Raw genomic sequence first — 26,335 nt, forward strand, 5'->3', positions numbered from 1 at the left:
GATCGCGTACCGTCCGACCCGCGATCGTAACGAGGCCACGCATCCGCGACGTACCCGGTGTCGATCGCGCGGGCCTCCCGCGGGTTTCGCGTGCTCGAACCCCGCTACGGCTGACTCGAGATATCCGAGGTTTACAGACCGAGCAGCCGGAGAATGATTCCGATCGCGGAACGTGATAATTAACTGACCCGTCCTCAGCGTAGCCCGGGATATCGCCGTCAACTCCCCTCCTCGGAAGAGGTCCGGATTGCGGGCGACCGAAGGAAACTATCAACTCGAGCGGTCGGCCCACGCGAGGAACAGTTCCTCCTTCGAGGTCAAGCCTTCCTCCGGAAGCGCGTGCTCGACGACGTAACTGCTCGCCTCGTGTTCGTTGTCCCACAGCAGCTGGTGCGCCTCCGGGAGGGCCGTCCAGTCGACGACTTCGGGGTCGGTGAGATCGATCTCGCCCGCATCGACGGCCTCGTTCAACTGTTCGACCTCGTACGCGTTGCTCAGGTGCGTTCCGAGGATCTCCGCGGTCGGCATCAGGACGTCGCGCTGGCGCATCCACACCTGCGGCGCGTACATCGAGTACCGCCTGTCGGCCATCTCCTCGCTGTAGACGACGCAGCCGGTGTGCGGTTTCGTGAGCATGGTGCTGACGAAGAGCGCGTCGTGGTCGGCCCGATCGAAGACTACGTCGGGATACCCTCTCGGATTCTTCGGGGTCCGGAGCAGTTCGCCGACCGCCCGCCCGATCGGCTTGAACACCTCGTCGGTGAACTTCTGGACGACGCGTCTGAACGCCTCGGGATCGTCCTGCGCGTCCGGCAGGTCGGGCAGGGTCTCGGGCCAGCGGAACTCGTCTTCGCGGCGCTTCAGCCCCTCGAGGCTCACCGTCCCTTCGACGGCGTCGCCGTAGCCGAGCGACTCGACGAACTCCTGTTGCTCGTCGGTGTAAGTCACGACCGCGATCCGCGCGCCGGCCTCCCGGGCGTCCTCGACGGCTCGGAGGCCGGTTTCGTCGACCACGCCGTCCGGGCCGGTGTCGGTCCCGTAGTAGACGAGGACGCCGTCGCCCGCCCGGACGTCGCTCCGCTCGAACATCTCGGCCGGCGTCGACGCGCCGGGTTTTCCGAGAAACGTCAGGTAGTAGCCGGTCGAGGCGCCGTAGAAGGTCAGCTTCCCGCCCTCCTCGAGAAGCTGGAACGCGCGTGGGAACGACAGTTCGCCGGCGTGGCTGACGGCGTAATCGGCCCGCCGTCCGTCGTGGTGGTCCTCGTACGCCTCGACGAACGCTTCGCCGTCCTCCTTCCACGTTTCCCACTCGTCTTCGGCGCTGGGGATCCGGCCCCAGATACCGTCGTACGGGCCGGCGGTTCGGTCGATCGCGTCGGCGCCGAGGGTTTCGATACGGTCGGCGCGCTCCTCGCTCGAGCACAGCCCCGTGACCTCGACGTCGTTGCGCGCGGCGAGTTTCGTCGTCTCCCAGCCGGTGCCGGTCGAGGCGCCCTCGACGAACATCGTCGTCCCGGAGTCGATGTCGAGCGTCGTGAACAGCGCACGCCAGACGGTTCCCATGGCCAGGACGTAGGCGCCCGCCTGCTCGAGCGTCGCCTCCTCCGGGATCGGCAGGACCTGCGGCCCCTGTGCGAGCATGAACTGCTGGTGGCTGCCGTTCGGTCCCTCGTACCCCTGGATCGAGAAGTCGGCGTACATGGGGTCGAGCCCCATCGTCGGCGAGAGGAGGTCGCTCCGGCCCGAGTAGATCGTCACCAGATCGCCGACCGCGACGCGGCCCTCGCGCGTGACCGCCTCGCCGGCGTCGACGACGAGGGCGACGCCCCCGCTACCGGTCACGTGGTAGTCCTGATCGTGACTGTCGAACTGACTCACGGGAACCCCCGTGATCGCCCAGATGTCGTTGAAGTTGACCTCGCTCGCGAGGACGTACACCAGGACCTCGTTCGGCCCCGGTTCCTCGACCGGAACGACCTCCTCGACCTCCGCCTCCGCGGGATCGCCGTGTGCGGCCGCGCCGGTCTCGTCGTCCTTGACGACGGCCTGGGCGTACTGGTAGTCGGGTATCTCGTCGACGCCGGGGAAGAACGGCTCGCCCGGCGGGAGCAGTCGTCCCTCCTCGACGAGCGCTCGCTCCTCCTCGCTCGAGGGAGTGAATCGTTCCCGGGTCGGCAGCGGCTCGCTCGCCCGGTCGAGGAACTTCTCGATCCCCGCCTTGCCCCCGTCCGGATCGACGACGGCCTCGGCGAAGTGGGTCGCCTCGCGCTCGAGGCCGGCCTCGATCCCCTCCTCGAAGCCGGTTCGAACCGCCGAGACGGCCCGATCGAACGCCTTCGAGCGGCCCTCGCTGACGTGCTCGCACTGGGTTCGGTTCCGATCGACGATCGGATCCTCGAGCACGTCCTCCGGGAACTCGCCCGGCTCCGCCCACGACGAGCGGTTCTCGAGTCGCCCCTTGCGAGCGTCGGCGAGCACGTCCGACTCCGTCCTGATGTGCTCGCGGGCGAGTTCGGACGCTCGAGCGCGGGCGGTCCGGTCGGTCTCGAGTTCGTCGACCAGTCCCATCTCGAGGGCCTCCTCTGCCTCGACGGCCCGGCCGTTCGTGATCAGCGTCACGGCGTCCCTGATCCCGTCGGTCCCGCGCTCCTCGGCGAGGAGACGGGGCAGCCGCTGGGTGCCGCCGTAGCCCGGGATGAGATTGAGATTGAGCTCCGGCTGGCCGAACTCGGCGCCCCGCTCGGCGACCGAGTAGTGGGCCGCGAGCTGGAGTTCGTTGCCGCCGCCGAGCGCCGAGCCGTTCACCGCGGCGACGACGGGGACCGACAGCTCCTCGATCCGGCGGAACGCCTCGTGGGCCTTGTTCGGGAACGTGATCGCCTCGTCGAACTCGTGGACCTCTTCGAGGAACTGCTCGACGTCCGCGCCGGCCACGAAGTTGGACGGACCGGCGCCCGCGATCACCACCGCGCCGACGTCCTCGCGGCGGTCGAGGTGCTCGAGGACGGTGTTGAGTTCGTCGAGCGCCCGCTCGTTGAGCGCGTTCACCGGCGGGCTATCGACGGTGACCGTCGCGATCCGTTCATCGGTGGCCGCTTCGCGAACGGGATTGTACTGAACCGTGATATTTCGGTACCGCTCGAGGATCTCCTGTTCGGCGGTGAGATCCTGACGCCGCCGCCATCGCTCGCACTTGGGGCGGATCTCCTCGACCACGTCGGGGTTTTTCAGCGTGCTCGTGTCGCCGATGCCCTCCCGGTTCAGCATCGCCGTGAGCATGCGACGCATGTACTTTCCGGAGCGGGTTTCGGGGAACGCGTCCACCTCGATGAACGCGTCCGGTATCGCGGTGACGCCCTTTTCGTCGCGTACCAGTCGAGACAGTCGGGCCTCGACCTCGTTCGTGAGTCGCTCGTCGGGTTTCGTCTGGACGAAGGCGACGGGCGTCAACCCCTTCTCGTGGTGATCGGCGCCGACGACGACGACGTTCGCCACCGGCGAGTCGGGGTTGATCCGCTTGTCCTGCAAGATTGCGCCCTCGATCTCCTCGGTCCCCATGCGGTGGCCGGAGACGTTGATGACCTCGTCCGAGCGGCCGTGGAGGCTGAACGAGCGGTCCTCGTACTTCTTGGCGACGTCGCCCTGGAGGTAGGCGTACTCGCCGTCCTTCCGGACCCAGTAGACCTCCTCGAAGCGCTCGGCGTCCCCGTTCCAGTTCGCTTTCCAGTCGTCCGGATCCCAGTTCTCGAGGTCGCCCCAGACGTACCGCATCAGGTAGGGGTACGGCTCCTCGATGATGATCTCGCCGCGCTCTTCGGTCTCCGCCTCGCGCCACGAGATCGAGCCCTCCGGCCGTTCCTCCTCCTCGACCCAGACGTTCCCGAACACCCACGGGAGCGGGTAGGTGTGTGCGTCCGGCCGGGGCGCGAACTCGTCGTTCCCGAAGAAGTGCGTCCAGACGATCCCGCCGTGTTCGGTCGCCCAGTAGGAGTTGACGTACCACTCGCAGAGTTCGTCCATACCGAAGCGCTGGACCGCCGGACTCAGCGGTTCGGCACAGAACGTCGCGACGCGGAGGGGGTCGGTGCTCCACTCGCGCATGTCGCTCACGCTCTCGTCGTCCTCCATGATCCCCTTGAGGAAGGTGACGCCCGCCTTGAACGCGGTCACGCCGTACCGTTCGATGACCGAACTGAACCGACCCGCGTCCGGATAGACCGGCGCCCCCTCGAGGAGGACGCTCGTCGTCCGGGTCGTCAGCGAGGCGCTGATGAGGTAGGACTGGCCCGTGATCCAGCCGGGGTCGGCGATGACGAAGATCGTGTCCTCGCCCGGCACGATGTCGAAGGAAACCTTCATCGTGTTCGCGATACCCGCGGTGTAGCCGCCGTGGACGTGGACGACGCCCTTCGGTTTACCCGTCGAGCCGCTCGTGAAGATGGTGAACAGCGGGTACTCCGCGTCGACCGGTTCGGGGCGCGAGGTTTCCCACAGCGCCCGGACCAGCTCTCGGTCCTCGAGCCCGTACAGGTCGTCGAGCGTCTCGACGTCGAACCCGGCTGCGCGAGCGTTCTCGAGGATATCGGTCTGCGCCTCGGCGATCAGCTCCGACGACCAGTCGTCGCGGTCGTGCATCTGAATCTCCTGTCCGGTGTGTTCGACGACGACGACGCGTTCGATCCGTTCGTCGGAGTCGACCAGCGCCCGTGCGATCTCGGTTCTGATCTCGGATTTCTCGTCGCCCGAAAGATCGTCGAACTCGGTCAGCGCGTTACCGACCCCGCGCATCGCCTGCCCTCGCTCGACGGTGGCCTCGCCCTCGATCGCCCGCTCGACGTGAGTGCGAACGGTATCAGCGTGGCGTTCGCTCACGGCGAGTCCGCGAAGCGTTCGGTCGACGATATTCGTCACCGTGTCGGTCGGCAGGTAGTCGTCGAGCGCGGGATCGGCGTACCGTTCCTTGTACGGAACGACCTCCGCGTTCCGGTAGCCGCCGTCGCTCGTGACGAGCACGTCGGCGCCGAGTCGGGCGATGCGATCGGAGAGCGTCTTGTCGCTGAACCCGCCGAACACCGGCGTGTAGACGATTCCGAGGCGCTTCGCGGCCTCGGTGTAGTAGATCTGCTCCATGACGTTCGGCATGTTCAGCGCGATTCGATCGCCCTTCTCGAGACCGAGATTCTGCAAAACGTTTGCGGCGGAGACGACGCGAACGAGCAACTCGCGCCGCGAGATTTCCTCGGAGACGACCGGCCCGCCGCGGCCGTCGTTTTTCGACTGATCCCACCGATCGCCCTCGAACTGAAACGCCGTCTCGTCGCCGTGGCCCGCGAGCACGTGTCGGTCGACCTCGTTGAAGCAGGCGTTGGTGCGGCCGCCGGAGAACCACTCGTACAGCGGCGGATTCGAGTCGTCGAAGGCGACGTCCCACGGCTCGTGGGAGGCGTCGTACTCCCGCTCGAGTTCCGCGCCGGTGTCGGCGTCGAAACCGGACCACGTCTCGGCGTCGTCGCTCCAGGAGAGCCACTCGTCGTCATCCCCGTGATACCAGTGAAGCTCTCGTTTCGCGATCGAACCGTGGAACTCGCCGGGGTCCTCTCTGACGCGAGTTCGGTCCATCTCCCAGTCACCGCGGGTTCGAATCGGATTCGACCGTACGCTCCCGTCGATCGTCGCCTCCTCCTCGGCGGGGTTCGAACTCACCATTGAACGAATATAATCATAAACGTTCTCGGTTAAGAGTGTTTCTCGGGGTCGTGTATCGGACGGTTCACGCCAAATTGAGTGTCATCGGTAGTATGATGTGAATTCGACTCGAAGGGCGGGGTCGGCAGCGGGCGTCTCACCATCGCTCTCGCCGCGGCGGTACGGTCGCGGTTCTTCGGGGAGCGAGCGAGTTCACCGGCCGTATCGATGACCAGATGAGGGGCCGCCCTTGTTACGCGGCCGTGTCGGTTTGTGCCGCCTTCGTGGCTGGATCTCACGTCCGTGAACTTTTAATAGAGAGGTCCTGTTCCCGTCTGGAGGCAGTCGTGTATGAACTATTGTCGCCGATAACCATATATTCCGATAGTTATTTCGGAAGGATTCGAGTGGTTTTGAGTTGTAGTAACGGATAGTTTATCAACGTGTGTAGAGTTATAACGGGCGTTTCGGGAGATATCTCACCTCCAACCACCATCGGCGAGGGCCGTCGGAACGAGCGTCGCACTCGGCCGGAGACTACGACGTCTGGGAGTACTTCTCGACCCACTCCTGGAGCGTGATTCCCATGCTGGCCTGCGTGATGGCGTTCGAGGAGGCGGAGTTCGCGCTCTTGACGAGTTCCGCCTCGAGCGTTCGTTTGGGAACCTCGCCCAGAAAGTGCGGGATCGCTCGCTGGACGGCGAGCGGACAGCCGACCTCGTGGGCGAGCGCGTATCCGGAAATCGAGTGCGGAATCTCCTCGCTCACGTACCGCGAATCGGGTTCGGTGACGAGGTCGTCGTCGACGTGATCCGGGTACTCGTAGCACTTCCCGACGTCGTGAAGGAGACACGCCGCGACGATCGTGTCCTCGTCCGGGTCGGCGCCGTGGAACTCGCGCTGCTCGTTCGCGGCCTCGAGCGCGATTCGGGTGACGCCGCGGACGTGTTCGACGTTCGTGACCTCCTGAATGTTCCAGGCGTAGGGAACGTCCTCGATGGATTGCCAGCCACCGCGCTCTAAGCCGAGGACCCACGCCTCGACGACGCGCTCCCGAAGGTCGTCGCTCTCGATGCGCTCGAGTTCGGGTACCGCCTCGCGAACCTGGTGCTCGAAGTCGGTCATGCGATCACGCCTCGTTTTTGACGAGTCGCTCTCGCCCGATGAACCGGGGGCGTTCGTCGATCGCGAGGAAGTTGTCCACGTCCTCGCGCGCTTCTTTCGCCTTGCCCCGATCGGGATCGTAGTCGCGCGAACCCTCGCTGCCGAGCGCGTCGTACAGTTTCTCGAGGTCGTCGAAGTAGAGTTCGGCGACGCCGTCGAACTCGGCGTTGTCGGGATCCGTCGGGATGACCGTGTTGTACTTCACGACGCCCTCGATCTCGCGGGCGATCGGCGTGTGATTCGTCTGCCAGTAGTCGACGAACTCCTCGTGTGTCATTCCTTCCTGGCGAACCAGGAACGCCGAGTGCTTGTACAGGCCGTCGGTATCGCTGTCGACCGTATCCTTCTGGACGATCTCCTCGCCGATGAACCGCGGTCGCTGTTCGATCGCGAGGAAGTTGTCCACGTCCTCCCGCGCTTCCTTCGCCTTGCCCCGCTCGGGATCGTAGTCGCGCGACCCCTCGCTGCCGAGCGCGTCGTGGAGCGCCTCGAGATCCTCGAAGTAGAGTTCGGCGAGTCCGTCGAACTCCGCGTGCTCGGGTTCGGTCGGCAGCACCTGGTGGTACCGGACGACGCCCTCGATCTCGCGGGCGATCGGCGTGTGATTCGTCTGCCAGTAGTCGACGAACTCCTCGTGGGTCATCCCCTCCTGGCGAACCAGCAAGGCGACGTGCTTGTACATCACACGCAAGTTTTGCATACGATATAATAAATCATAAGGACGATCCGGTCGGCGTCGGTCGGGAGTTCGAGGGCGCGCTCCCGGTTCGGTCCACCACCTCCGGAAGCGAGAGTCCCGTCGGTGGTCAGAACTCGACCGTCTCGAGGATCCCGTCCTGAATGCGGACCGCCTGCGGGAGATAGTAGTCCTCGAGCGCGTGCAGCGGCATCGGCGTATCGAAACCGGTGATGCGCTTGATCGGCGCCTCCTGATAGCAGACTGCGCGCTCCTGAATCGTCGTGGCGATTTCCGCGCCCAGTCCGGCGGTCTTCGGCGCCTCGTGGACGACTGCGGCCCGCCCGGTCTTTCTGAACGAGTCGACGATCGTCTCGACGTCCAGCGGCGACAGCGTCCGCAGGTCGACGACCTCGACCTCGACGCCGTGTTCATCGGCGACGTTGTCCGCGGCGATGAGGGTCGGGCGGGTCATCGCACCCCACGTGTACACCGTGATGTCGTCGCCCTCCCGCCTGATCGCCGCGTCGGCAAGCGGCACCTCGTAGCCGCCCGTCGGAACGTCCCCGCGGAACGCACGGTAGAGGAGCTTCGGCTCGAGGAAGACGACGGGATCCGGGTCCCGGATAGACGCGATAAGGAGTCCCTTCGCGTCGTAGGGCGTACTCGGCGAAACGACCTTGAGTCCGGGCTCGTGAACGAAGAAGGCCTCCTTGGACTCCGAGTGGTGTTCCGGAGCGCGGATGCCGCCGCCGTAGGGAGCGCGGATCACGATCGGCGCCGAGTACTGGCCGTGGCTCCGACTTCGCAACCGGGATGCGTGACTGACGATCTGATCGAACGCGGGATACGAGAACCCCATGAACTGGAGCTCCGCGACCGGTCGCATCCCGGCCAGCGCCAGTCCGATCGCCGTTCCGACGATACCGGACTCCGCGAGCGGCGTGTCGACGACTCGGTTCCCGCCGAACTCCTCGTAGAGCGCCTCGGTCGCGCGGAAGACGCCGCCGTTCTCGCCGACGTCCTCGCCGATCACGACGACGTTCTCGTCCGACGACATCTCGGTGTAGAGCGCGTCCTGGACCGCCTCGACGAGGGTCAGGCTGTCCGTCCCGTCCCCGGTTTCGGGCGTCGCCGCCGAACTCATTCTAACACCTCGGAGAACGCCTCTTCGCCGTACTTTTCGCGAAGCGCGTTCAGTTCGTCCCGTTGCTCGCGGAGACGGTCCGGCAGCTCCTCGTAGACGTGTTCGAAGATGGACGACGGATCGGCCGCCGCCGCCTCGACGGTCGAAATCGCCTCGCTAATCTGTGACTCGGCGCGGTCGTCGATCTCGTCCTCGAGGTCCTCGTCGAGAAGCCCCTCCGCGTACAGGAAGTTCCGGAGGCGGTCGACCGGATCCTTCCGTCGCCACGCCTCGGCTTCGTCCTCTTCGCGATACACGGACGGATCGTCCGCGGTCGTGTGCGCGCCGTAGCGGTACTGGACCGACTCGACGAGGGTCGGGCGACGCTCGCCGTCGGTGGGGTTCTTTGCCTTGCTGAGCGCACAACGCGTGACCTCGTAGACTGCGAGCGGATCGAGTCCGTCGACGCGCACGCCTTCGATTCCGTACGCGGCGGCCTTCTGTGCGATCGTGTCGCTCGCCGTCTGCTGGTCTCGCGGGACGGAGATCGCCCACTGGTTGTTGTTGCAGACGAACACCGCGGGGACGTCGAAGACGCCGGCGAAGTTCAGCCCCTCGTGGAAGTCGCCCTCGGACGTCGCGCCGTCGCCGAAGTGACACAGGACGGCCGTGTCGGCTCGGTTCTGGAGGTGGTGTCCCCAGGCCATCCCCATCGCCTGGGGAACCTGCGTCGCGATCGGGATGTACTCCGGCAGGACGTTGACGTCGTCCGGGATCGCGTACCCGTCCCGGAGCCCACAGAGCGGTTTCAGGAGCGAGGCGAGGCTCATGCCGTGAACGTACTTGGCCGCGTGCTCGCGATAGGTCGGGAACAGCCAGTCCTGCTCCTCGAGCGCGTAACTCGTCGCGACCTGGGAGCCCTCCTGTCCGGTCATCGGCGCGTACGTCGCGATTCGCCCCTGTCGCTGGAGACTGATCGCACGCTGGTCGAACCGGCGCGCGAGCACGAGGTCCTCGTACATCGCGAGCAGTTTCTCGTCGGAGAGCGCCGGAACCTCCGCGTGTGACAGGAGGTTCCCGTCGTCGTCCAGGATCCGGATCGGTTCGTCGCGTTGCGTCGACTCGCTGTTCACGTGTGGGTCTGCTTCGTTTTGGGTGCTCATTGGTTGGTGGTGTGTACCTGTCTCTACTCACGGAACGACTCCGTAGCCGGTCTGGGGAGCCCCGAGATCGTTGGAAACGAATCCCGAAAGCGCTACCAGAGAGTGCGTCCGGTGCGAATACGTTTACCGTCACGCACCGGAGCGAGATCCGCCAGTGTAAACGAAAGAAGACCGATCGCGCGACGGCTGGCGGCGGAGTGCCGGGATAGCTCGGTTACGGCGCGAACGTCCGGTGTACTGGCGGTCACCATATGAGGTCCAATTGTCATTATAGTACTTAACAGTTCTGTGCTAGGTAGACACAACCGACCGAAAGCGATGGTGTGCGATATGCCGCCGGTAACGCCCGCTGGAGACTGAGAGAACCAAAAACGGGGCCGAGAGAGAATCGCGGCGTTCAGTCGGCAGCGTCGACGGACGTCGACCGGACGTCACGCGCCGACCAGCGGACGAAGAGCACGAACGGGACGGCCGTCGCGACCGTAACGAACACGATCGTCGACGTCCGCGGGGAGAACCCCGCTAGACTCAGCGCGTCGGAGTAGAACGCGAAGAGGAGGAACGTCGGAAACACCGTTCCGATCGCGTACCGCCACGGCGTGGCAAGGGACCGCGAGATCGGACCGGCACCGTTACGGTACTCCTGAACGGCGTCCGGACCGAGTACCCAGGCCGTGTAGAACATGAAGCCGGTCAGTCCGAGCGTCAACAGGAGGTCCACGAGGTGGTTCGCAAACAGCGTGAAAACGTCCGCACTGAAGGCGTTCAGGGCTCCGGTGAAAACGATCAGAACGAAGAGCCCTCGAGTAGCCGTCGGTCGCTCGATACCGAACTCGTCGACGAGGAACGAGACGGGGATTTCCAGCATGCTGATCAGACTGGTGATGGCAGCCAGCAGGACGACCAGAAAGAAGGTCGCACCGAGCAGCTGTCCCGCGGGGAGATTCGCGAACGCCCCGGCCATACCGACGAAGAGGGCACCGGGACCGCCGGCCGTCGGTCCGGCAGCGAACGAGAAGAGCAGCGGGAACAGGACGAGTCCCGCCAGCACGCCGATACCGAGGTTGAGGACGGCGATCGCCGACGCGTCGAGCGGTAACGACCTGTCGTCGTCGATGTAGGAGGCGTACGTGATCATCGTTCCGCCACCGATCGAGAGCGTGAACAGCGCCTGTCCGGCGGCCGAGCCGAGCACCGTCAAAAAGTTATTCGCGAGATACTCCCCGTCGAAGCCGAGATAGAACTCGTACCCCTGTGCTGCGTTGGGCTGTTGTGCCGCCCAGACGGCCAACGCGACGAGCAGGACGACGATACCGGGCATCATCACCTTCGTCGTCGCCTCGATTCCCCGTCTCACGCCGGCCGTGACGATCATCGCACTCGCACCGAGAACGATCAGTTGATAGATAAAGGCGTCCATCCCGTAGCTGATCGCTTCGAAGTGAGCGCCGGGATCAGCGAAGTACGCCCCCGTAACGCTCTCGACGAAATAGCGGAGGATCCAGCCGCCGACGACGCTGTAGAACGACAGCAGCACGACTGCCGTGACGACACACAGGACCCCGAGTGACGTCCACGCGCGTGATCCTTTGAGAGATTTGAACGCGCCGACGGGGTTTCGATTCGATCGTCGTCCGATGATAAACGCGGCCAGAAGCCCCGGAACGCCGACGCCGATAACGATGAGGAGATAGACTAGCAGGAACGCACTTCCCCCGTTCTCCGCGGTCATCCACGGGAACCGCCAGATGTTCCCCAGACCGATAGCGCTCCCAACCGCCGCCAGTATGAATCCGACGCGGCTGGCCCAGGTTTCACGTGTCATACTATATCACAGAACATACTCGGCAGCTATATATTTTCTCATTATTCTGAGATGATCGATATAGAACGATCATCGAAAATCCCGATACTCCGACGAGAAGCGACTGTCGAGTCGAGAGTCGAGTGGGCGATAGTAGTATCCAATTTACCATATTTCATATGAATAAGCGTCACGCGGTCGTTGGCATCTCGAACCCAGCGACGTCGAAAAACGATACGATTACTCATCGTCCTACCAGTTATCTGTGGCGTCCGTCTCGAGGCACTATACTAATCCGAATAGTTTGGACGAACTACCGGCAGCAATCGATGAATTACAAACATATGTTTGTATAACCTACAGATGTTACTATCAGGGGAATCGTCACTCACGACCCCGTCCGCTCGCTCCTCCCGGACTCCACTCGCTGAATCAGCTGATATCGGGAACGTATACCCGGGTCAGGCGGTACAGTCCCGTCTCTCCGGCGATCGACGACGATCGAACCGGTCCACTCCGTAAACGAGTGAACGGGATTTGTATCCAATCTGCTTGGATCACGGTGATACGCACCGTCCGCTCTCGAAACGGGTGAAAGCGGCACGAGAAGGCCGTATCGGTGCTCCGAATCGCCGAAACGGCGATAGCCGTAGCAGGCACGAGATCGTAGAACGAAAAGATGTCCAAGTTACTCGGACGGCACCGAAGCGTCTGGAGGCCGATCTCTTCAGACCGAAGTCGACCCGTTGTGACGTTTCACGGCGCAGATCCCGGAATCCGGCGCTGGGGTCGCGACGTCCGACGGAACCGTCGCTAGCTGTATCTGAGGTTGATGTGGATCTCGTCGATCGCTGCGAGGAGTTTGTCCGGCAGTTCGTTTCGCAAATACTCGTCTTTCACCCGGTTTGCCGGCCCGGAGATACTGATCCCGCCGATCGGCGCGCCGTCTTCGTCCCGGATCGGAGCGCCGACCGCGTTCAATCCCTCGATCGACTCCTCGATATTGAACGCGTACCCTCGTTCCCGAGTCGCCTCGAGTTCCTCGAGCAGTTCGTCCTCGTCGGTGATCGTGTGCTCGGTCATCTCCACTAGCCCCTGCCGTTCGACGATCGCCCGGAGTTCGTCCGGATCGAGATAGGCCAGTATCGCTTTGCCGACGGCGAGCTGGTGAAGGTATCGCCGCTGCCCGACGCGGGCGGACGTTCGCAGCGGACTGTCGCCGAACGCCTTGTAGAGATGGACGCTGAAGTCTCCCTCCTTCGCGACGAGCCAGACCTTCTCGCCGGTCTCTTCGGCCAGCCGATCGACCTGTCGTCGCCCGACGTCGAAAAACGGGACGCGAGTGCGGGCGCTGATTCCGAAATCGAGCAGCCGAAGGCCGAGATAGAATCTCCCCTCCTCTCTGAACAGGAAATCGTTGTCCTCGAGCGTGAGCAGGTGGCGGTGGACGGTACTCCGCGCGAGGTCCGACGCCGCGGCGAGGTCGTCGAGCGTCTGGCCGGGGTTTTCCTTCAGCTGCTCGAGAAGGCGGATAGACGACTCGGTCGTCGTCACCGGCCGATTCGATCGAGGGGTGTCGTCCATGGTCCCGTATCGTTCGACCGGTGATTTAGGTGTTGTTCTATCAGGCCGAAAACCGGTTCTCCGTCAGTCGATCCAGACCTCGAACAGTCGTATCGTCCACTTCGTTACTCGTCGCCTTCGGGAGTCGAGCTATCCGTCCGGTCGTTCACCGCTGGTTCGTCGACGTCGATATCGTACGCGTCGAGTACGTCGGTCCAGAACTCGCGGAACCCGGTTTCCTCGAGCTGCCGAACGTCGCTCTGGCCCGCATCGACGCGCTCGAGTCGCGCGTCCACCGTCTCGAGCAGTCGATCGGCGTCCGTCCCGTCGACGGCGTCCGACTTGATCGCGTCCATCATCGCCGCCCTCTCGCTCTCGAGAACGCGACGTTCGCCGGCGAGTTCGGTCCGACGTCGCACCGACGGATACCGCTCGAGGAGCGCCGAGACCGTCGCCTCGAGACGGCGTTTCTCCCGGCCGTACGTCGCACAGAATTCGACGTAGAGATCCTCGGGGAGCGCGTCGTCCCGGCGCAGCTGACTCGCACTCTCGATAGCCGCGTCGACGCCGCGGAGGCGGGTCATCAGCAGTCGATAGACCGCATCGGCCGGCGCTCGTCTGCCGATCCCGGTGCGCTCGAGCAGCGAGGTGATCGTCAGTCCCTGAACGAGGAGGCTGAACGCCGCCACACCGAAGACCAGCACCCGAAGCTCTTCGCGGAGCGCGACGGGGAGGTCGGTTGGAAGACCCAGGACCAGTGCGATCGGAATCGACGCGTGCAACCCGCTCCAGGCGATCACGTGCTGGGACGACCACGGGACCGATTCGGAGAGCCACCGGTTGGCTAGCGTTACGAGCGGATAGGTGACGAGGAACCGAGCGAGGACGACGAGAACGAACGCGGCCAGCACGAGTTCGGCGTTGTCGACGAACGCGTCGATCGGAGTCTCGAGGCCGATGAGGACGAACAGGAGCGTGTCGAGCAGGAAGGCAACGGCACCCCACGTCGTCGCGACGGTGATCCGCGTCTGTGGATCGAGCGCTTCGGTCTCCCCCCGGTCGCCGATGAGCAGTCCGGCGACGACGGCGGCGATGGCACCGCTCGCACCGAGCGCATCCGCGAGGAAGTACGAACCGTAGGCCAGGACGACGGTGAGCGTGACGCCGAGCATCGCGTCGTCGGCGACGACCATCGCCCGGTAGACGACGTAGCCGGCGGTGACCCCGATCAGAAAGCCACCGACGCTCGCCGCCAGCAGTCCGGCGCCGATATCTCGGATCAGCTCCGTGGCGGACGTAAACGCCGCGGGCGAGATTTCGCGCTGGAAGGCCTCGACGACGACCGCGAGGATCGTCGTGAAGAGGGCGACGCCCACGCCGTCGTTGAGCAGGCTCTCGCTCTCGATGATGGTCGAGAGCTGTTTCGGCGCGCCGACGTCCTCGAGCACCGCCACCACCGAGACGGCGTCCGTCGGCATGATCATCGCCGCGAACAGCAGGGAGACGAGCAGCGGATAGCCGAACGCGTACCGGCCGGCGATTCCGAGAAGGAGGATCGAAACCAGGAGCCCGGGACCGGCCAGCAGGATCACCGGCAGGAGATTCTCCCGCAGGCGTCGAAGGTCGACGTTCGAACCACCCTGGAACAACAGCGCCGGAAGGACGACGAGCAGGATGATCTCCTCCGTGAGACCGATCGTGTGATCGATTCCGAACACCGAGGCCCCGAAGCCGACGAGCAACAGCGCAATCGTGTACGGAATGTTCGCAGTCCTCGCGAGAGCGACGCCGACCGTACCCGCGATCAACAGGACAACGACGAGTTCGACGAGAACCGTCTCGAGGACGCTCATCACGAGCAGTATTCTACGGAGCCAGTTAATGCTACCACCGAAGGTACCCGAGGCGACGGTCGTACCGCTCGCGAGCGGCTGTGTGAGGGTCGGTTGGTCTCGACGGTGGAGGGCGTCTCTGGTCTCGACCAACGGTCGGTAGAACGTCGTGGACTGGTATCGAACGTCCACGCTCGCCCCGTCGCCGAAATCGAAGCGGACGATTGACGTCAAACGAAGTGTTTCCCCAGCAGATGAACGGGGGTATCGATTATAGAATAGAATCCCGTATCGACGTTCGGCTTTGAGATTACATGTTTGACTAGTGTTAGTATTCATGTCTGCTACCAGTGATTTCTCTCAGAAAGGAAAGACCTTGTTTCTGGGCATTATAGGCATCTAAAGGCCATAAAAAGGGCGTATTTGGGAGATGGTCGAAATAGCGTTCCCGGACGTGTAGATATATAGTGATGAGAATGATATAGACGGTTACATACTAGTGAACTGCTGCGCTCCGTTGTATCGACGCTCTATTGTTTAATAATATTAAATTCATATGGTGTACTAACCTGTCGTCGAAGTGGATGGAAATAGCCATCCATTATGACGACGGCAGAATTTTTTTACATTAGTACTGCTGTAATGCGGGCGTGGCGAGTACCGATACCGGGACCACAGCCGAACAGGACCCTGTTCAGCGGTACCGATATACGATCGATCTTCGAGGCGAAAGCGTGATCGAACACGCGCGAGTCCGGCTCGAGCAACAGCGTTGTTTAGTATTATCAAATAGCGTGTGAAAACGTAAACCGGCCGTTTCCGCCGTCCGAGAACCGAGTTCACCGAGATAATCCGGTTTACCGGGCGGGAACACGACGACCCGCACTCGAACCTACGAAAGCGAGACCGGTTCGCCGGTTTCGATCGCTTCGTTTGCGGCCAGCGTTAGCTCGAGCGTCTTTGCGGCGTCCGCGTAGTCGCTCCTGACGTACGCTTCGTCCCGTTCGGTTACGGCGGCGACGAACGCGTCCACTTCTCGACGAAGCGCCTCGTTCGAGTCGTCGGACTCGTACTCGACGGCCTCGTCATCGACGGTTCCGGTGAGCGTCCGGTGAGTGAAATCGAGGTCGAGGTAGAACCCGTCGCCGACCAGTTCGAGTTTGCGGCCGACCGGCGTCACGCAGTTCGTCGAGACGTGACTGACCACGTCGTTCTCGTGTTTCATCGTGGTCGAGTTGACGTCCTCGAAGTCGATCGACTCGAGGTCGACGCGCGACCCACCGAACGCGGTGACCGCCTGGACCTCGCCGCCGAAGTAGCGAATCAGATCGAAAACGTGTGTCGTCAGCTGGACGTTGCCGCCGCCGGACTTCGCTTTCTGCCGACCCCATTCGCGTCCGGGGACGCCGCCCCAGTATCGACCCTCGATGAGGCTCAGCGTCCGCCCGCTGATCAGTTCCTCGGCCCGGTCGATCAGACTCGAGTAGCGGGACAGGTATCCCGACTGAGAGATGACGTCGTTGTTCTCGATAGCGGCCCGGATCTCTCTCGCCTTCTCGTTCGTTCGCGCGACTGGCTTTTCGACGAGGAGATCGAGCCCCCGCTCGGCGGCCATGATCGCCTGCTCAGTGTGGGCAAACGAAGGGATCGCGACGAGGACGGCGTCGAGTCGTTCGTTTTGGTACAGTTTCTCGTAATCCGTATACACCGTTGCATCGCGCGGCTCCGCGACGGTGCGGGCAGTTGCCCCGTCGAGATCACAGACCGCAGTGACAGCGACGTCGTCGTGACGATCGAACTGTTCGAGTAATCGCTGGCCCATAGTGCCAGCACCAATACAGGCGACATCCATGTCGGTGGTAACGTATTCGAATGATAATAAGTGTGCCGTCCGGTACAACGTTCGCGACCGGGAAAGAAGGCGAAACCGCGTGGTCGAATTCGTGGCCGATTCGCAGTTCAGTATCGCGAGCCGAAACCCGGTTCTCTCGTCGGTTCGAACGCCCGATTACGCTCGAGCAGCGACGAGGGGTAGCTCATCACTAGCGTGGTGAAACGTGGCCCCGCTTCAGGCCGCGGAACGCACCGCGGTACGCTTCCCAGTCGGTCGTGTCCGTGTGGAACTCGAAGTCCCGGGTGTTGCCGAAGGTCCCGGTCTGAACTTCGACGAGGTCGATGCCGGGCAAGTGGAAGTTCCAGTACCACGAGAAGATCTCGGCGATCTCCTCGTTGCGCTGTTCTTCCTGGACCGTTCGCCACTCCTGGTCGAGTTCGAAGATGTTGATCTCCTCGGTCGAGCCGGAGAGATCCTCCCGTCCGACCTCGGTCGGGAGTTCGAGCACGATTTCGCGACCGTTGTACGGCGATCGCGTCTCTCCCTCGTCGAGTGCTTGCTGGATGTCGATCGCGTCACCCAGTTCGTTACTGTGCGTGTGATTGTGTCGGAAGTAGTAGAAGGGGTGTGCGGTCTGTGCGCCGTGACTACCGATGGCCAGGTCGAAATCGATGTTGTCCGACGTTCGATCGTTGAACGTCGCCGACTCGAGGGCGTTGAGGTCGATCTCGAACCCGAAGTTGATGAGTTGGTCCGAGATCGAACGCGCGAGGTTCGTCTGGTAATCCGGAATCACGATCTCCAGCGACACGACGTCGCCGTCTTCGCCGACCCACTCGTCGCCATCGAGTTCGTATCCGGCCTGCTCCATCAGCTCCGTCGCGCTCTCCTCGTCGTCTTCGACCGAGTAATCGATGTAGTCCGCGACGTAATCGTCGTCGAGCCAGTTCGACGTGACGTCCGACGGAAGCCCGGTCTGGGCTTCGCGTGGCGTACTCTCGTTGTTGTAGTTCGTCGAGATGTGCTCGAGGTTCAGGACGTGAGCGATCGCTCGTCGAACCTCGTACTGGCGGATGTGTTCCGCTCCCGGGCCCTGTTCGTAGAACTCGAGCTTTCGCATGAACGAATCCTCGTACACGGAAACGTCCTCCAGGTGGTCGGGAGCCGCGCCCTCGCCGACCCACTGCTGCAGTAATCCGAAGCCGAAGTCGACGTCGCCACCCTGAATCCGCTGTGCGAGGGCGTCGTCCTGTGCGAGGAGGAACTCGAACTCGTCGATCTCGATCTGATCCGCGTAGGGGTGGTCCTCGAACAGTTCGAAGTAGATCCCTTCCGTATCGTAATCGACGATCTGGAACGGTCCGTTCCCGAGTTCCTCGTCCGTGACCGTCGAGATGTGGAGCGGCATCTCGTCGGCCATCTCTTCCTGGATCTGGAGGCGCTCGTCGTGGTCGGACGCATCCTGAAGCTTTTCCGCCCACGGCTTACATTTGTCGCGGTGAATGCGTTGCATCGCGCCGAGATACCCGCCCAGTTGGTACTGGAGTAACTCGGGGTTCTGTGGCTCCTCGTACACCCGGGTCAGCGTCATTTCGTCTTCGAGAATGAGATCCTCGAGATCGCTACCGTCTCCCTGGAAGAGACGGGCACACTCCTCGAACCAGTACTTATCCTCGGCGGTGATCTGGTCTCCGTTCCACCAGTACCAGCCGTCCGCGAACTCCACGGTCACGGCCTGTTCGTCGGGGTCGTACTCCCAGTCTTCGATCTGCTCGAGCGCGATCGATCCGTCGGCGAAAAATCGCTGAACCGGCTCGAGGATCAGCCACGACTGGGACCACGGGTATCCTCCCGCCCAGTGGTTGAAGTTCATCTCCTCCGGAATCGTCGGCTGCCACGAACGAATCGTACTCGTCCCGTCTTCGGAATCCGTCTCGCCACCCATACAGCCGGCGAGACCCCCAGCAACCATCGCCGAACTCGCGGCAAGCATCTGACGCCGCGTCAGGAACTCCTCCGCAGAGTCCACGGTGCCGTATCTGTCACTGTTTGGCATACGCAATTAGTATTATAAGTCATAGGTTAAATACTTTTCTCGAGTTCGTACGTTCGGGCTGACGTGTCTCCGTCACTTTGGCGAGACGTGGCCGCGTTTTACGCCGCGGTACGCACCGCGGTAGCAACTCCAGTCTTTCGTGTCAGTCTGGAACTCGAAGTCCCGGGTGTTGCCGAAGGTCCCACTCCGTACTTCGACGAGGTCGATGCCGGGCAAGTGGAAGTTCCAGTACCACGAGAAGATCTCGGCGATTTCTCTGCTCCGATCTTCTTCGGCGGTGACCCGCCACTCCTGGTCGAGTTCGAAGAGATTGATCTCCTCGGTCGAACCGGACGGGTCTTCGTCCCCGACGTTCGACGAAATCTCGATGACGATCTCGCGACCGTTGTACGGAGCACGCGTTTCTCCCTCTTCCAGTACGTCTTCGATGACGCCGGTATCGCCCATGTCGAGAGAATGGGTGTGATCGTGCCGGAAGTAATAAAACGGATGCGCGATCAGTCCACCGTGCTCACCAACGGTCATATCGAAATTAATCGTCTCTTCAGTATTCGCTCTGTAGGTCGCCCCTTCGAGCACATCGAAGTCGATCTCGAATCCGAAGTTCGCGAGTTGATCCGAAACCGTCCGTCCGATGTTGGTGTTGTGGTCGGGAATGACAATTTCGAACGAAACGCGGTCGCCGTCTTCGTCAACCCACCGGTCGTCCTCGAGTTCGTACCCGGCTCGTTCCATCAGTTCGGTCGCACCGTCCTCGTCGGCTTCGAAGGGATACTCGAGGTAATCGGCGACGTAGTCATCGTCGAGCCAGTTCGAAGTGACCTCCGCTGTGAGCCCCGTTTGCGCTTCGCGAGCGGTGCTCGGCGCGCTGTAGTTGTTCGAGACGTGACGATTGTCGACGGCGTGTGCGATCGCCCGACGGACCTCGCGCTTGCGGAGGTGCTCCGATCCCGGGCCCCGTCCGAATATTTCGATTCGGCGCATGAACGTGTCATCGCACCTGTGGATGTCCGCTACGTGATCGGCAGCCATCTCCTCACCGACCCACGTCTGGAGGAGGCTGTAGCCGAAGTCGATATCGCCCCCCTGAAGCCGCTGTGCGACCGCATCGTCCTCCGCGAGGAGAAACTCGAGGTCGATTCCCTCGGTGCTGTAATCGACGATCTTGAACGGGCCGTTTCCGAGTCCTTCCTCCGCGACCGTCGAGATGTGGAGCGGCATCTCGTCGGCCATCCGGTCTTCGATTTCGAGTCGCTCCTCCTGGTTCGACGCGTCCCGGAGTTCTTCCGCCCACGGCCGGAACTTGTCGCGGTGGACTCGCATCATCTCGCCCAGATAACCGCCGAGTTTGTACTCGACCAGTTCGGGATTCTGCGGTTCTTTGTACACCCGGGTGATCGTCATCTCGTCCTCGAGAACGAGATCTTCGAGGTCACTCCCCTCGCCGTGAACGAGACGGGCGCACTCCTCGTACCAGTACTTGTCCTCGGCGGTGATCTGGTCACCGTTCCACCAGTGCCAGCCGTCTTCGAACTCCACCGTCAGGGCCCGTTCATCGGGATTGTACTCCCAGTGTTCGATCATCTGGTTTTCGACGGAACCGTCGGTAAAAAATCGCTGAACCGGCTCGAGAAGCAGCCACGTTTGCGACCACGGATATCCCGACGCCCAAGTGTTGAAATTCATCTCGTCGGGAATCATCGGCTGGAACGTCCTGATCGCGTCCCCGGAACCGGTTTGCTCACCTCCCAGACACCCTGCGAGGCCGCCGGCGATCGTCGCCGAACTTGCGGCGAGCATTCGACGGCGCGTCAGAAACTCCTCAGCTGAGTCGATACTGTGCCCCGTGCTATCACTCACCATAAATTACACACGGACGTTATAGATTAAATGTCTAACTTTCGACGCCATTTCCTGCAACCCATCCGATCGTTCGGCCCCTCTCGCTAGCGGCTCGGAGAATCGAGAGTTCAGTCCCGACGGAGTCGCTTTAGCAACAGGTAAAACGATCCCGCGGAGACGATCGCCGAAATACCGAACACGCCGAGCATTCCGGCGATGACGCCGTCCTGACTGGTGATCTGGACGCCGCTCTCGAAGACGGCGGCGACGAGCAACAGGACGACGCCGATCGCGACGAACGACAACAGGAGCGATCCTCGAAGCGTCTTGAGAAGCCTGTACATCAGCTCTTCTTCCGGATCTGTGTCTTTCTCCGTAGCAGTTTCCATCGTGTCGGACCTATCTTCTATAAGATTCCATATAAATGTTGGCCCCGGTCGGCGGACGCGTTCGGACGCGGCGGAACGTCGCAAAGATTAATATGTGTGTTGTGCCAAACCACCACGTACAGAAAATCGACGGCTCGCTCCGCCGTCGAAGACCGATGCGAGACGCGGAGTGACTCAGGACCCATCATCTCAACTATGACCCGGACCGAACTCGATATCGCACACAGAAGTGATAGCCCGCAAGACGTTATTCTCGAGGTACGCGACGTGGACGTGACGTTCGACATGGATCGAGGCACCTCCCGCGTCCTCGACGGCGTGAGTTTCGACGTGCATCGCGACGAGATGCTCGGGATCGTCGGGGAGAGCGGGAGCGGGAAGTCGATGTTCGCGTCGGCCCTGCTCAACGCGGTCGTCGATCCCGGGCGGGTGTCCGGCGAGATTATCTATCACCCGCCCGATGGAAATCCCGTCGACGTCCTGTCCCTGAGCGAGGATCAACTCGAGACGTTCCGCTGGGAAGAGATCTCGATGGTGTTCCAGGGGGCGATGAGTTCGTTCAACCCGACGATGAAAATCCGGGAGCACTTCGAGGAGACGATCAGAGCCCACGGAAAAGACCTCGCGGATCGGATGGAACACGGCCGCCAGCTGCTCGCGGAGCTGTACCTCGATCCGGACCGCGTCCTCGATTCGTACCCGCACGAACTCTCCGGCGGGATGAAACAGCGGACGCTCATCGCGCTGAGCCTGATCCTCGAGCCGAAGGTGCTCGTGATGGACGAACCGACGGCGGCGCTCGATTTGCTCATGCAGCGGTCGATCATGAGCCTCCTGGGGAACCTGCAAGAGGAGTACGACCTGACGATCGTGTTCATTACGCACGACCTCCCGCTCGTCGCCGGATTGGCCGATCGCCTCGCCGTCATGTACGCGTTCGAGTTCGTCGAATACGGACCCAGCGAGCAGATCATCCGGGATGCCGCACACCCGTACACGCGGGCGTTGTTGAAGTCGGTGCCGAGCGTCGACGCGTCCCTGGAAGATATGAACCCGATCGAGGGTGAGAGCCCCGATCCGGTCGACGCACCGAGCGGCTGTTCGTACCACCCCCGCTGTCCGCTCGCGAGCGAGGAGTGCGTGCAGTCCGATCCGGACTATCACACCGTCAGCGACGAGCGCGGAGCGGCCTGCTTCCACTGGGAACGGTCGAGCGACGAAATCGAGTACGCGCTCGGCGTCGACTCGGCCGACGCGATGGTTCCGCCTTCGACCGTCGATTCAGACGAGGAGACCGTGGTCTCCCTGGCGGACGTCGACGTTCACTTCGAACAGTCGGGGTTCATCGACGAACTGTTCGGCAAAGAGACCGTGGTTCGGGCGGTCAACGACGTCTCGATCGACCTCCGCGAAAACGAGGTCGTCGCACTCGTCGGCGAGTCCGGGTGCGGAAAGACGACCCTCGGCAAAACCGCGATCGGTCTGCAGGAGCCGACGAGCGGATCCGTCACGTTCCGGGGACAAGACATCGAGGAGGCGAAAGCAGGAAACGGTGACATCGCGTTCGACGACATCCGGCGAGCCCTCCAGATCGTTCACCAGGATCCCGGCAGTTCGCTGAACTCCTCCCGAACGGTTCGCGCGAGTCTCTCGGCCCCGCTGAAGCGCTGGCGGCCGGATCTCAGTCCGAGTGATCGGGAAACGGTGATCTACAACCTGCTCGAGCGCGTCGGAATGAAGCCACCCGAGGACTACGCGGCACGGTTCCCGCACCAGCTCAGCGGCGGCGAACAACAGCGCGTCGTCCTCGTTCGAGCGCTGTTGATGAGCCCCGATCTCATCCTCGCGGACGAGGCGGTGAGCGCGCTCGACGTCTCGCTCCGAGTGGAGATGATGGATCTGATGCTCGACCTCCAGGAGATGTTCGACACGTCGTACCTGTTCATCTCGCACGACTTCTCGAACGCGCGCTATCTCACCGAGAAGTCCGGCGGGCGAATCGGCATCATGTATCTCGGCAACCTCGTCGAGATCGGCCCGGCACAGGAGATTATTCACGACCCGAAACATCCCTACACCAAGGTCCTTCGGTGGGCGACGCCGCCGCTCGACCCGGACGAGGCCGAGGAGGCGAACGCCACCGATCCGCCGATCCGAGAGATCGACATCCCCGATCCGACCGATCCGCCGAGCGGCTGTCCGTTCCAGACGCGATGCCCGGACGCTCGCGAGGTCTGCACGCGGGAGGCCCCCGAACTGAAAGACACCGAGGGCGCCTCTCGCGTCGCCTGCTTCCGCGAGGACGAAAACCACGAGTACTGGGAGAGCGAGCCGATCGAGGACGAGACGGTCTCGCTCGAGACGGGGACGGCGAACGACTGAGGCCGACCGAAAGCTTTTGCTCTCACGCGGAAATCACGGAAACAGATGAGCAGCAAATACGACAAAACGTTTCTCGACCACGTCTGCGATTACGAGAGCGCGTGGCGGATGTTGTTCACGTTCTCGGTCGGTTTCCTCGGGCTGATGATTATCTGGCTCGTCGCCGCCGAACCCGGCTCCGAGACGTATGTCATATCTCTTATGAACGTCGCGGGGCTCTCCGGGCTCGCGCTGCTGAGCGGCGGGATACTCTGGCGATGTCTCTGGTGATTCCAGAACCCGGCGTCCGCTCGCGGGACAAGATATATTACCTGTGCAATCAGATACCACACCATCGTAGATGAGATACTTTGTCAAACGAACGCTTCACGCAGTCGTGACACTCATATCTGTAACGACGATCACGTTCGCGCTATTTCGGCTTATGCCGGGGAACCCGGCCCAGGCGATGCGGGCGCAATTCGAGTCGCAAATGGAAGCAGGTGGGGGGACGGCCGATCCCGAGGTGCTCGATGCGATGGTCGAACAACACACCGGCTTCGATCCCGATCAGCCGGTGTACGTCCAGTACGTCGAGTACCTGCAGGACATCATCCTCTACCAGGATTTCGGTCACTCGTACGTCTACAACGCCCCCGTGTTCGATATCCTGTTTGCGGCGATGCCCTGGTCCGTCTTCATCAGCGTCTACGGACTGGCGCTCGGATACACGACGAACATCCTCCTCGGGGCGGCGATGGCCTACAAGGAGGGATCGCGGTTCGACACCTACACGACCGTGCTCGCGACGTTCCTGAACTCGGTTCCGTACTACGTGGGCGCGATCCTCTTTCTCGCGTTTTTCGGCTACGAGCTCGGACTCTTCCCGACCGGCGGACGGTACAACACGAGTCTGGAAACCGGTCTGAACGTCCGGTTCATGGCGAGCATCTCCTACCACGCCGTACTGCCGATCATGTCGAGTTTCATCGTCGGCTTCGGCGGAGGAGCTCTCTCGATGCGAGGAAACTCCATCCGGATCCTGGGCGAAGACTACCTCCGCGTCGCGCGGCTCCGCGGAATTAGTTCGACGCGTATCGCGACCCGCTACGTCGCGCGCAACGCGATCCTGCCGCTGTACACCCAGATGATGATCGGCATCGCTGCGGTGTTCTCGAGCAGCGTCCTCCTCGAGTTCATCTTCACGTACCCGGGCGTCGGCTGGTACACGTTCGACGCGGTCATGCGGCGGGATTACCCGCTGTTGATGGGATCGTTCCTCTTCTTCACGATCGTCACGCTCATCGGTATCCTCATCGCCGAGTTCACGTACGGCATCGTCGACCCGCGGATCGGATCGGGTGATCAAAGTGAGTCATACTAACGAATCACGACTGGAAGCGGACGGACAGCTAACCGACGAACAACTGTTCGGCCACCTATCCGAGGCCGAAACCGTCGACCTCTCGAGACGGGAGCGTCTCGAGCGGGTCGTCGACGCGTACGTCCTCGCTCCGGGACGAGTCGCCTGGAACGACTGGCGAACGCGGGTCGGGATGCTAGTCATCACCGCGTTCGTCTTCTTCGGAACGATCGGACCGCGCCTGGTGACGGCACCGGGGACGAATCAGGCCCCGAACAACCTACAGCCGTTCCACGGCGGCATCGCCGCCCTCTGGGAGGAGGGGGGCTGGATCGACTTCGGCTTCTCTCACGAGCTTTCGCTCGGCGCGATCTCGATACCGGGGTTCGTCGTCCGGTACCCGCTCGGTGCCGACAACTACGGAACGCCCATCACCCGGAACCTCGTCCACGCGACGCCGGACATGCTCGAGATGGTGGTCGCCGGAGCGATCGTCTCCGTCGGTCTCGCCGCGATCTTCGGGATTACGGCCGGGTACAAGAGCGGCAAGACGGACGAGCTCCTCATGTACGTCACGGACGTCGTGATGACGATGCCCGGGCTGCCGCTGCTCATCGTGCTCGCGGCGATCTGGTCGCCCCGACGGGCGTGGCTCGTCGGCGTGATTCTCGCGATCGACGCCTGGCCGGGACTCGCGCGTGCGCTCCGGTCGCAGGTTCTGACACTCCGCCAGGAGTCGTACGTCGAGGCCTCCAGGACGATGGGGCTCCCCTCGCGAACGATTCTCTCGCGAGATATCGCGCCGCAGCTGATGCCGTACATCCTCATCAACTTCGCGAACGCGGGACGACAGGTTGTCTTCGGCTCCGTCGCGCTGTACTTCCTCGGCGTCCTTCCGTTTACGACCGCGAACTGGGGCATCATGATGCAGACCGCGTACTCGGAAGCGCACGCGCTGGTCAACCTGAGTAACTTCTACCAGATCTTCTGGCCGATGGCCGCGGTCGTCGTCCTCTCGTTCGGGCTGATCCTGTTCGCCCAGGGAATGGATCGCGTGTTCAACCCGCGGATCAGAGCGCGACACGCGAAGAAGGTCGGCAGCGACGAGGAGCAGCTCAACTAGTCCGTTCTCCTTTTCGTCGGCGTTACCGCGCGTTCGTCGTCAGGACGCTTTCCGGTCGTCCGGAGTCGTTCGCTCGTCGCGTTCGTCGAAGTACTCGAGCCGCGGAACGATGCTGTATAGTACCAACTGAAACGGTTCACACGCTGTTCGTGAATTCGCGAGCAGGTGTGCATTGACTTTCAGCGGCTACGACAGTTGTAGTGCGCGACCAGCGCTACCGCGGCGGCCGAGGCGACGATCGGCGCGCCGACGTCGCCCAGTTCGTCGACGCGGCGCTCGAGGTACATCCCGCCGAGGACCGCCCCCAGGGCGTACGCGAAGCGAGCGACGTTTTCGCGCGAGAACTACCTACCC

The 26,335-nt window shown here is 62.6% G+C and carries 16 protein-coding genes; 4 read left to right on the forward strand and 12 right to left on the reverse strand.

From position 1 onward, the window contains the following. Nucleotides 1–270 precede the first annotated feature (270 nt). The 12 genes from NED97_RS19975 to NED97_RS20030 form a co-directional block, all read right to left on the reverse strand. Nucleotides 271–5,706 (reverse strand): AMP-binding protein, encoded by a 5,436-nt coding sequence (locus tag NED97_RS19975; protein ID WP_252490838.1) that lies wholly within the window; start codon nt 5,704–5,706, stop codon nt 271–273. A 516-nt stretch (nt 5,707–6,222) separates the two neighbouring features. Further along, the gene (locus NED97_RS19980; protein WP_252490839.1) at nt 6,223–6,810 is read right to left on the reverse strand and encodes an HD domain-containing protein; all 588 of its coding nucleotides are present in this window, start codon (nt 6,808–6,810) and stop codon (nt 6,223–6,225) included. Nucleotides 6,811–6,814: 4 nt separating this feature from the next. Beyond that, on the reverse strand, nt 6,815–7,531 hold the full coding sequence (locus tag NED97_RS19985; RefSeq protein WP_252490840.1) for an EthD domain-containing protein: 717 nt from the start codon (nt 7,529–7,531) through the stop codon (nt 6,815–6,817). 124 nt (nt 7,532–7,655) lie between these two features. Then, the gene (locus tag NED97_RS19990; protein WP_252490841.1) at nt 7,656–8,672 is read right to left on the reverse strand and encodes an alpha-ketoacid dehydrogenase subunit beta; all 1,017 of its coding nucleotides are present in this window, start codon (nt 8,670–8,672) and stop codon (nt 7,656–7,658) included. Then, entirely contained in the window at nt 8,669–9,814 is a 1,146-nt protein-coding gene (gene pdhA / locus NED97_RS19995; RefSeq protein ID WP_252490842.1) for a pyruvate dehydrogenase (acetyl-transferring) E1 component subunit alpha, read from the reverse strand. Before pdhA ends, NED97_RS19990 begins: the two co-directional genes overlap by 4 nt. 397 nt (nt 9,815–10,211) lie before the next feature. Next, complete coding sequence (locus NED97_RS20000) at nt 10,212–11,639, reverse strand: sodium-dependent transporter (RefSeq protein WP_252490843.1); 1,428 nt, start codon at nt 11,637–11,639, stop codon at nt 10,212–10,214. Between the two features lie 792 nt (nt 11,640–12,431). Next, the gene (locus NED97_RS20005; protein ID WP_252490844.1) at nt 12,432–13,202 is read right to left on the reverse strand and encodes an IclR family transcriptional regulator; all 771 of its coding nucleotides are present in this window, start codon (nt 13,200–13,202) and stop codon (nt 12,432–12,434) included. 104 nt (nt 13,203–13,306) lie between these two features. Continuing rightward, nucleotides 13,307–15,034 (reverse strand): cation:proton antiporter, encoded by a 1,728-nt coding sequence (locus NED97_RS20010; RefSeq protein ID WP_252490845.1) that lies wholly within the window; start codon nt 15,032–15,034, stop codon nt 13,307–13,309. An 871-nt stretch (nt 15,035–15,905) separates the two neighbouring features. Continuing rightward, complete coding sequence (locus NED97_RS20015) at nt 15,906–16,865, reverse strand: Gfo/Idh/MocA family protein (protein ID WP_252490846.1); 960 nt, start codon at nt 16,863–16,865, stop codon at nt 15,906–15,908. Between the two features lie 190 nt (nt 16,866–17,055). Continuing rightward, nucleotides 17,056–18,903 (reverse strand): ABC transporter substrate-binding protein, encoded by a 1,848-nt coding sequence (locus NED97_RS20020; protein ID WP_252490847.1) that lies wholly within the window; start codon nt 18,901–18,903, stop codon nt 17,056–17,058. A 72-nt stretch (nt 18,904–18,975) separates the two neighbouring features. Beyond that, nucleotides 18,976–20,763, reverse strand: coding sequence for an ABC transporter substrate-binding protein (locus tag NED97_RS20025; RefSeq protein WP_252490848.1), 1,788 nt, complete (start codon nt 20,761–20,763; stop codon nt 18,976–18,978). 110 nt (nt 20,764–20,873) lie between these two features. Then, complete coding sequence (locus NED97_RS20030) at nt 20,874–21,134, reverse strand: hypothetical protein (RefSeq protein WP_252490849.1); 261 nt, start codon at nt 21,132–21,134, stop codon at nt 20,874–20,876. A 195-nt stretch (nt 21,135–21,329) separates the two neighbouring features. Here NED97_RS20030 and NED97_RS20035 point away from each other — a divergent pair, with 195 nt between their 5' ends. The 4 genes from NED97_RS20035 to NED97_RS20050 all read left to right on the forward strand — a co-directional run bounded on the left by NED97_RS20035 (nt 21,330) and on the right by NED97_RS20050 (nt 25,981). Then, on the forward strand, nt 21,330–23,516 hold the full coding sequence (locus NED97_RS20035; RefSeq protein ID WP_252490850.1) for a dipeptide ABC transporter ATP-binding protein: 2,187 nt from the start codon (nt 21,330–21,332) through the stop codon (nt 23,514–23,516). 45 nt (nt 23,517–23,561) lie between these two features. Further along, complete coding sequence (locus NED97_RS20040; protein WP_252490851.1) at nt 23,562–23,786, forward strand: hypothetical protein; 225 nt, start codon at nt 23,562–23,564, stop codon at nt 23,784–23,786. Between the two features lie 70 nt (nt 23,787–23,856). Beyond that, a complete protein-coding gene (locus NED97_RS20045) occupies nt 23,857–24,879 on the forward strand; it encodes an ABC transporter permease (RefSeq protein WP_252490852.1) in 1,023 nt (340 codons plus the stop codon). Then, on the forward strand, nt 24,866–25,981 hold the full coding sequence (locus NED97_RS20050; RefSeq protein ID WP_252490853.1) for an ABC transporter permease: 1,116 nt from the start codon (nt 24,866–24,868) through the stop codon (nt 25,979–25,981). Before NED97_RS20045 ends, NED97_RS20050 begins: the two co-directional genes overlap by 14 nt. Nucleotides 25,982–26,335: the final 354 nt, after the last annotated feature.

Source organism: Natronococcus sp. CG52 (assembly GCF_023913515.1).
Lineage (GTDB): Archaea > Halobacteriota > Halobacteria > Halobacteriales > Natrialbaceae > Natronococcus > Natronococcus zhouii.

What these genes read in the sequence shown, in the direction of transcription:
- NED97_RS20020 (WP_252490847.1), bottom strand. Translation starts at nt 18,903, where the DNA reads ATGCCAAACAGTGACAGATACGGCACCGTGGACTCTGCGGAGGAGTTC.
- NED97_RS19985 (WP_252490840.1), bottom strand. Translation starts at nt 7,531, where the DNA reads ATGTACAAGCACGTCGCCTTGCTGGTTCGCCAGGAGGGGATGACCCAC.
- NED97_RS19975 (WP_252490838.1), bottom strand. Translation starts at nt 5,706, where the DNA reads ATGGTGAGTTCGAACCCCGCCGAGGAGGAGGCGACGATCGACGGGAGC.
- NED97_RS20040 (WP_252490851.1), top strand. Translation starts at nt 23,562, where the DNA reads ATGAGCAGCAAATACGACAAAACGTTTCTCGACCACGTCTGCGATTAC.
- NED97_RS19980 (WP_252490839.1), bottom strand. Translation starts at nt 6,810, where the DNA reads ATGACCGACTTCGAGCACCAGGTTCGCGAGGCGGTACCCGAACTCGAG.
- NED97_RS20045 (WP_252490852.1), top strand. Translation starts at nt 23,857, where the DNA reads ATGAGATACTTTGTCAAACGAACGCTTCACGCAGTCGTGACACTCATA.
- NED97_RS20010 (WP_252490845.1), bottom strand. Translation starts at nt 15,034, where the DNA reads ATGAGCGTCCTCGAGACGGTTCTCGTCGAACTCGTCGTTGTCCTGTTG.
- NED97_RS20035 (WP_252490850.1), top strand. Translation starts at nt 21,330, where the DNA reads ATGACCCGGACCGAACTCGATATCGCACACAGAAGTGATAGCCCGCAA.
- NED97_RS20015 (WP_252490846.1), bottom strand. Translation starts at nt 16,865, where the DNA reads ATGGATGTCGCCTGTATTGGTGCTGGCACTATGGGCCAGCGATTACTC.
- NED97_RS20000 (WP_252490843.1), bottom strand. Translation starts at nt 11,639, where the DNA reads ATGACACGTGAAACCTGGGCCAGCCGCGTCGGATTCATACTGGCGGCG.
- pdhA (WP_252490842.1), bottom strand. Translation starts at nt 9,814, where the DNA reads ATGAGCACCCAAAACGAAGCAGACCCACACGTGAACAGCGAGTCGACG.
- NED97_RS19990 (WP_252490841.1), bottom strand. Translation starts at nt 8,672, where the DNA reads ATGAGTTCGGCGGCGACGCCCGAAACCGGGGACGGGACGGACAGCCTG.
- NED97_RS20030 (WP_252490849.1), bottom strand. Translation starts at nt 21,134, where the DNA reads ATGGAAACTGCTACGGAGAAAGACACAGATCCGGAAGAAGAGCTGATG.
- NED97_RS20005 (WP_252490844.1), bottom strand. Translation starts at nt 13,202, where the DNA reads ATGGACGACACCCCTCGATCGAATCGGCCGGTGACGACGACCGAGTCG.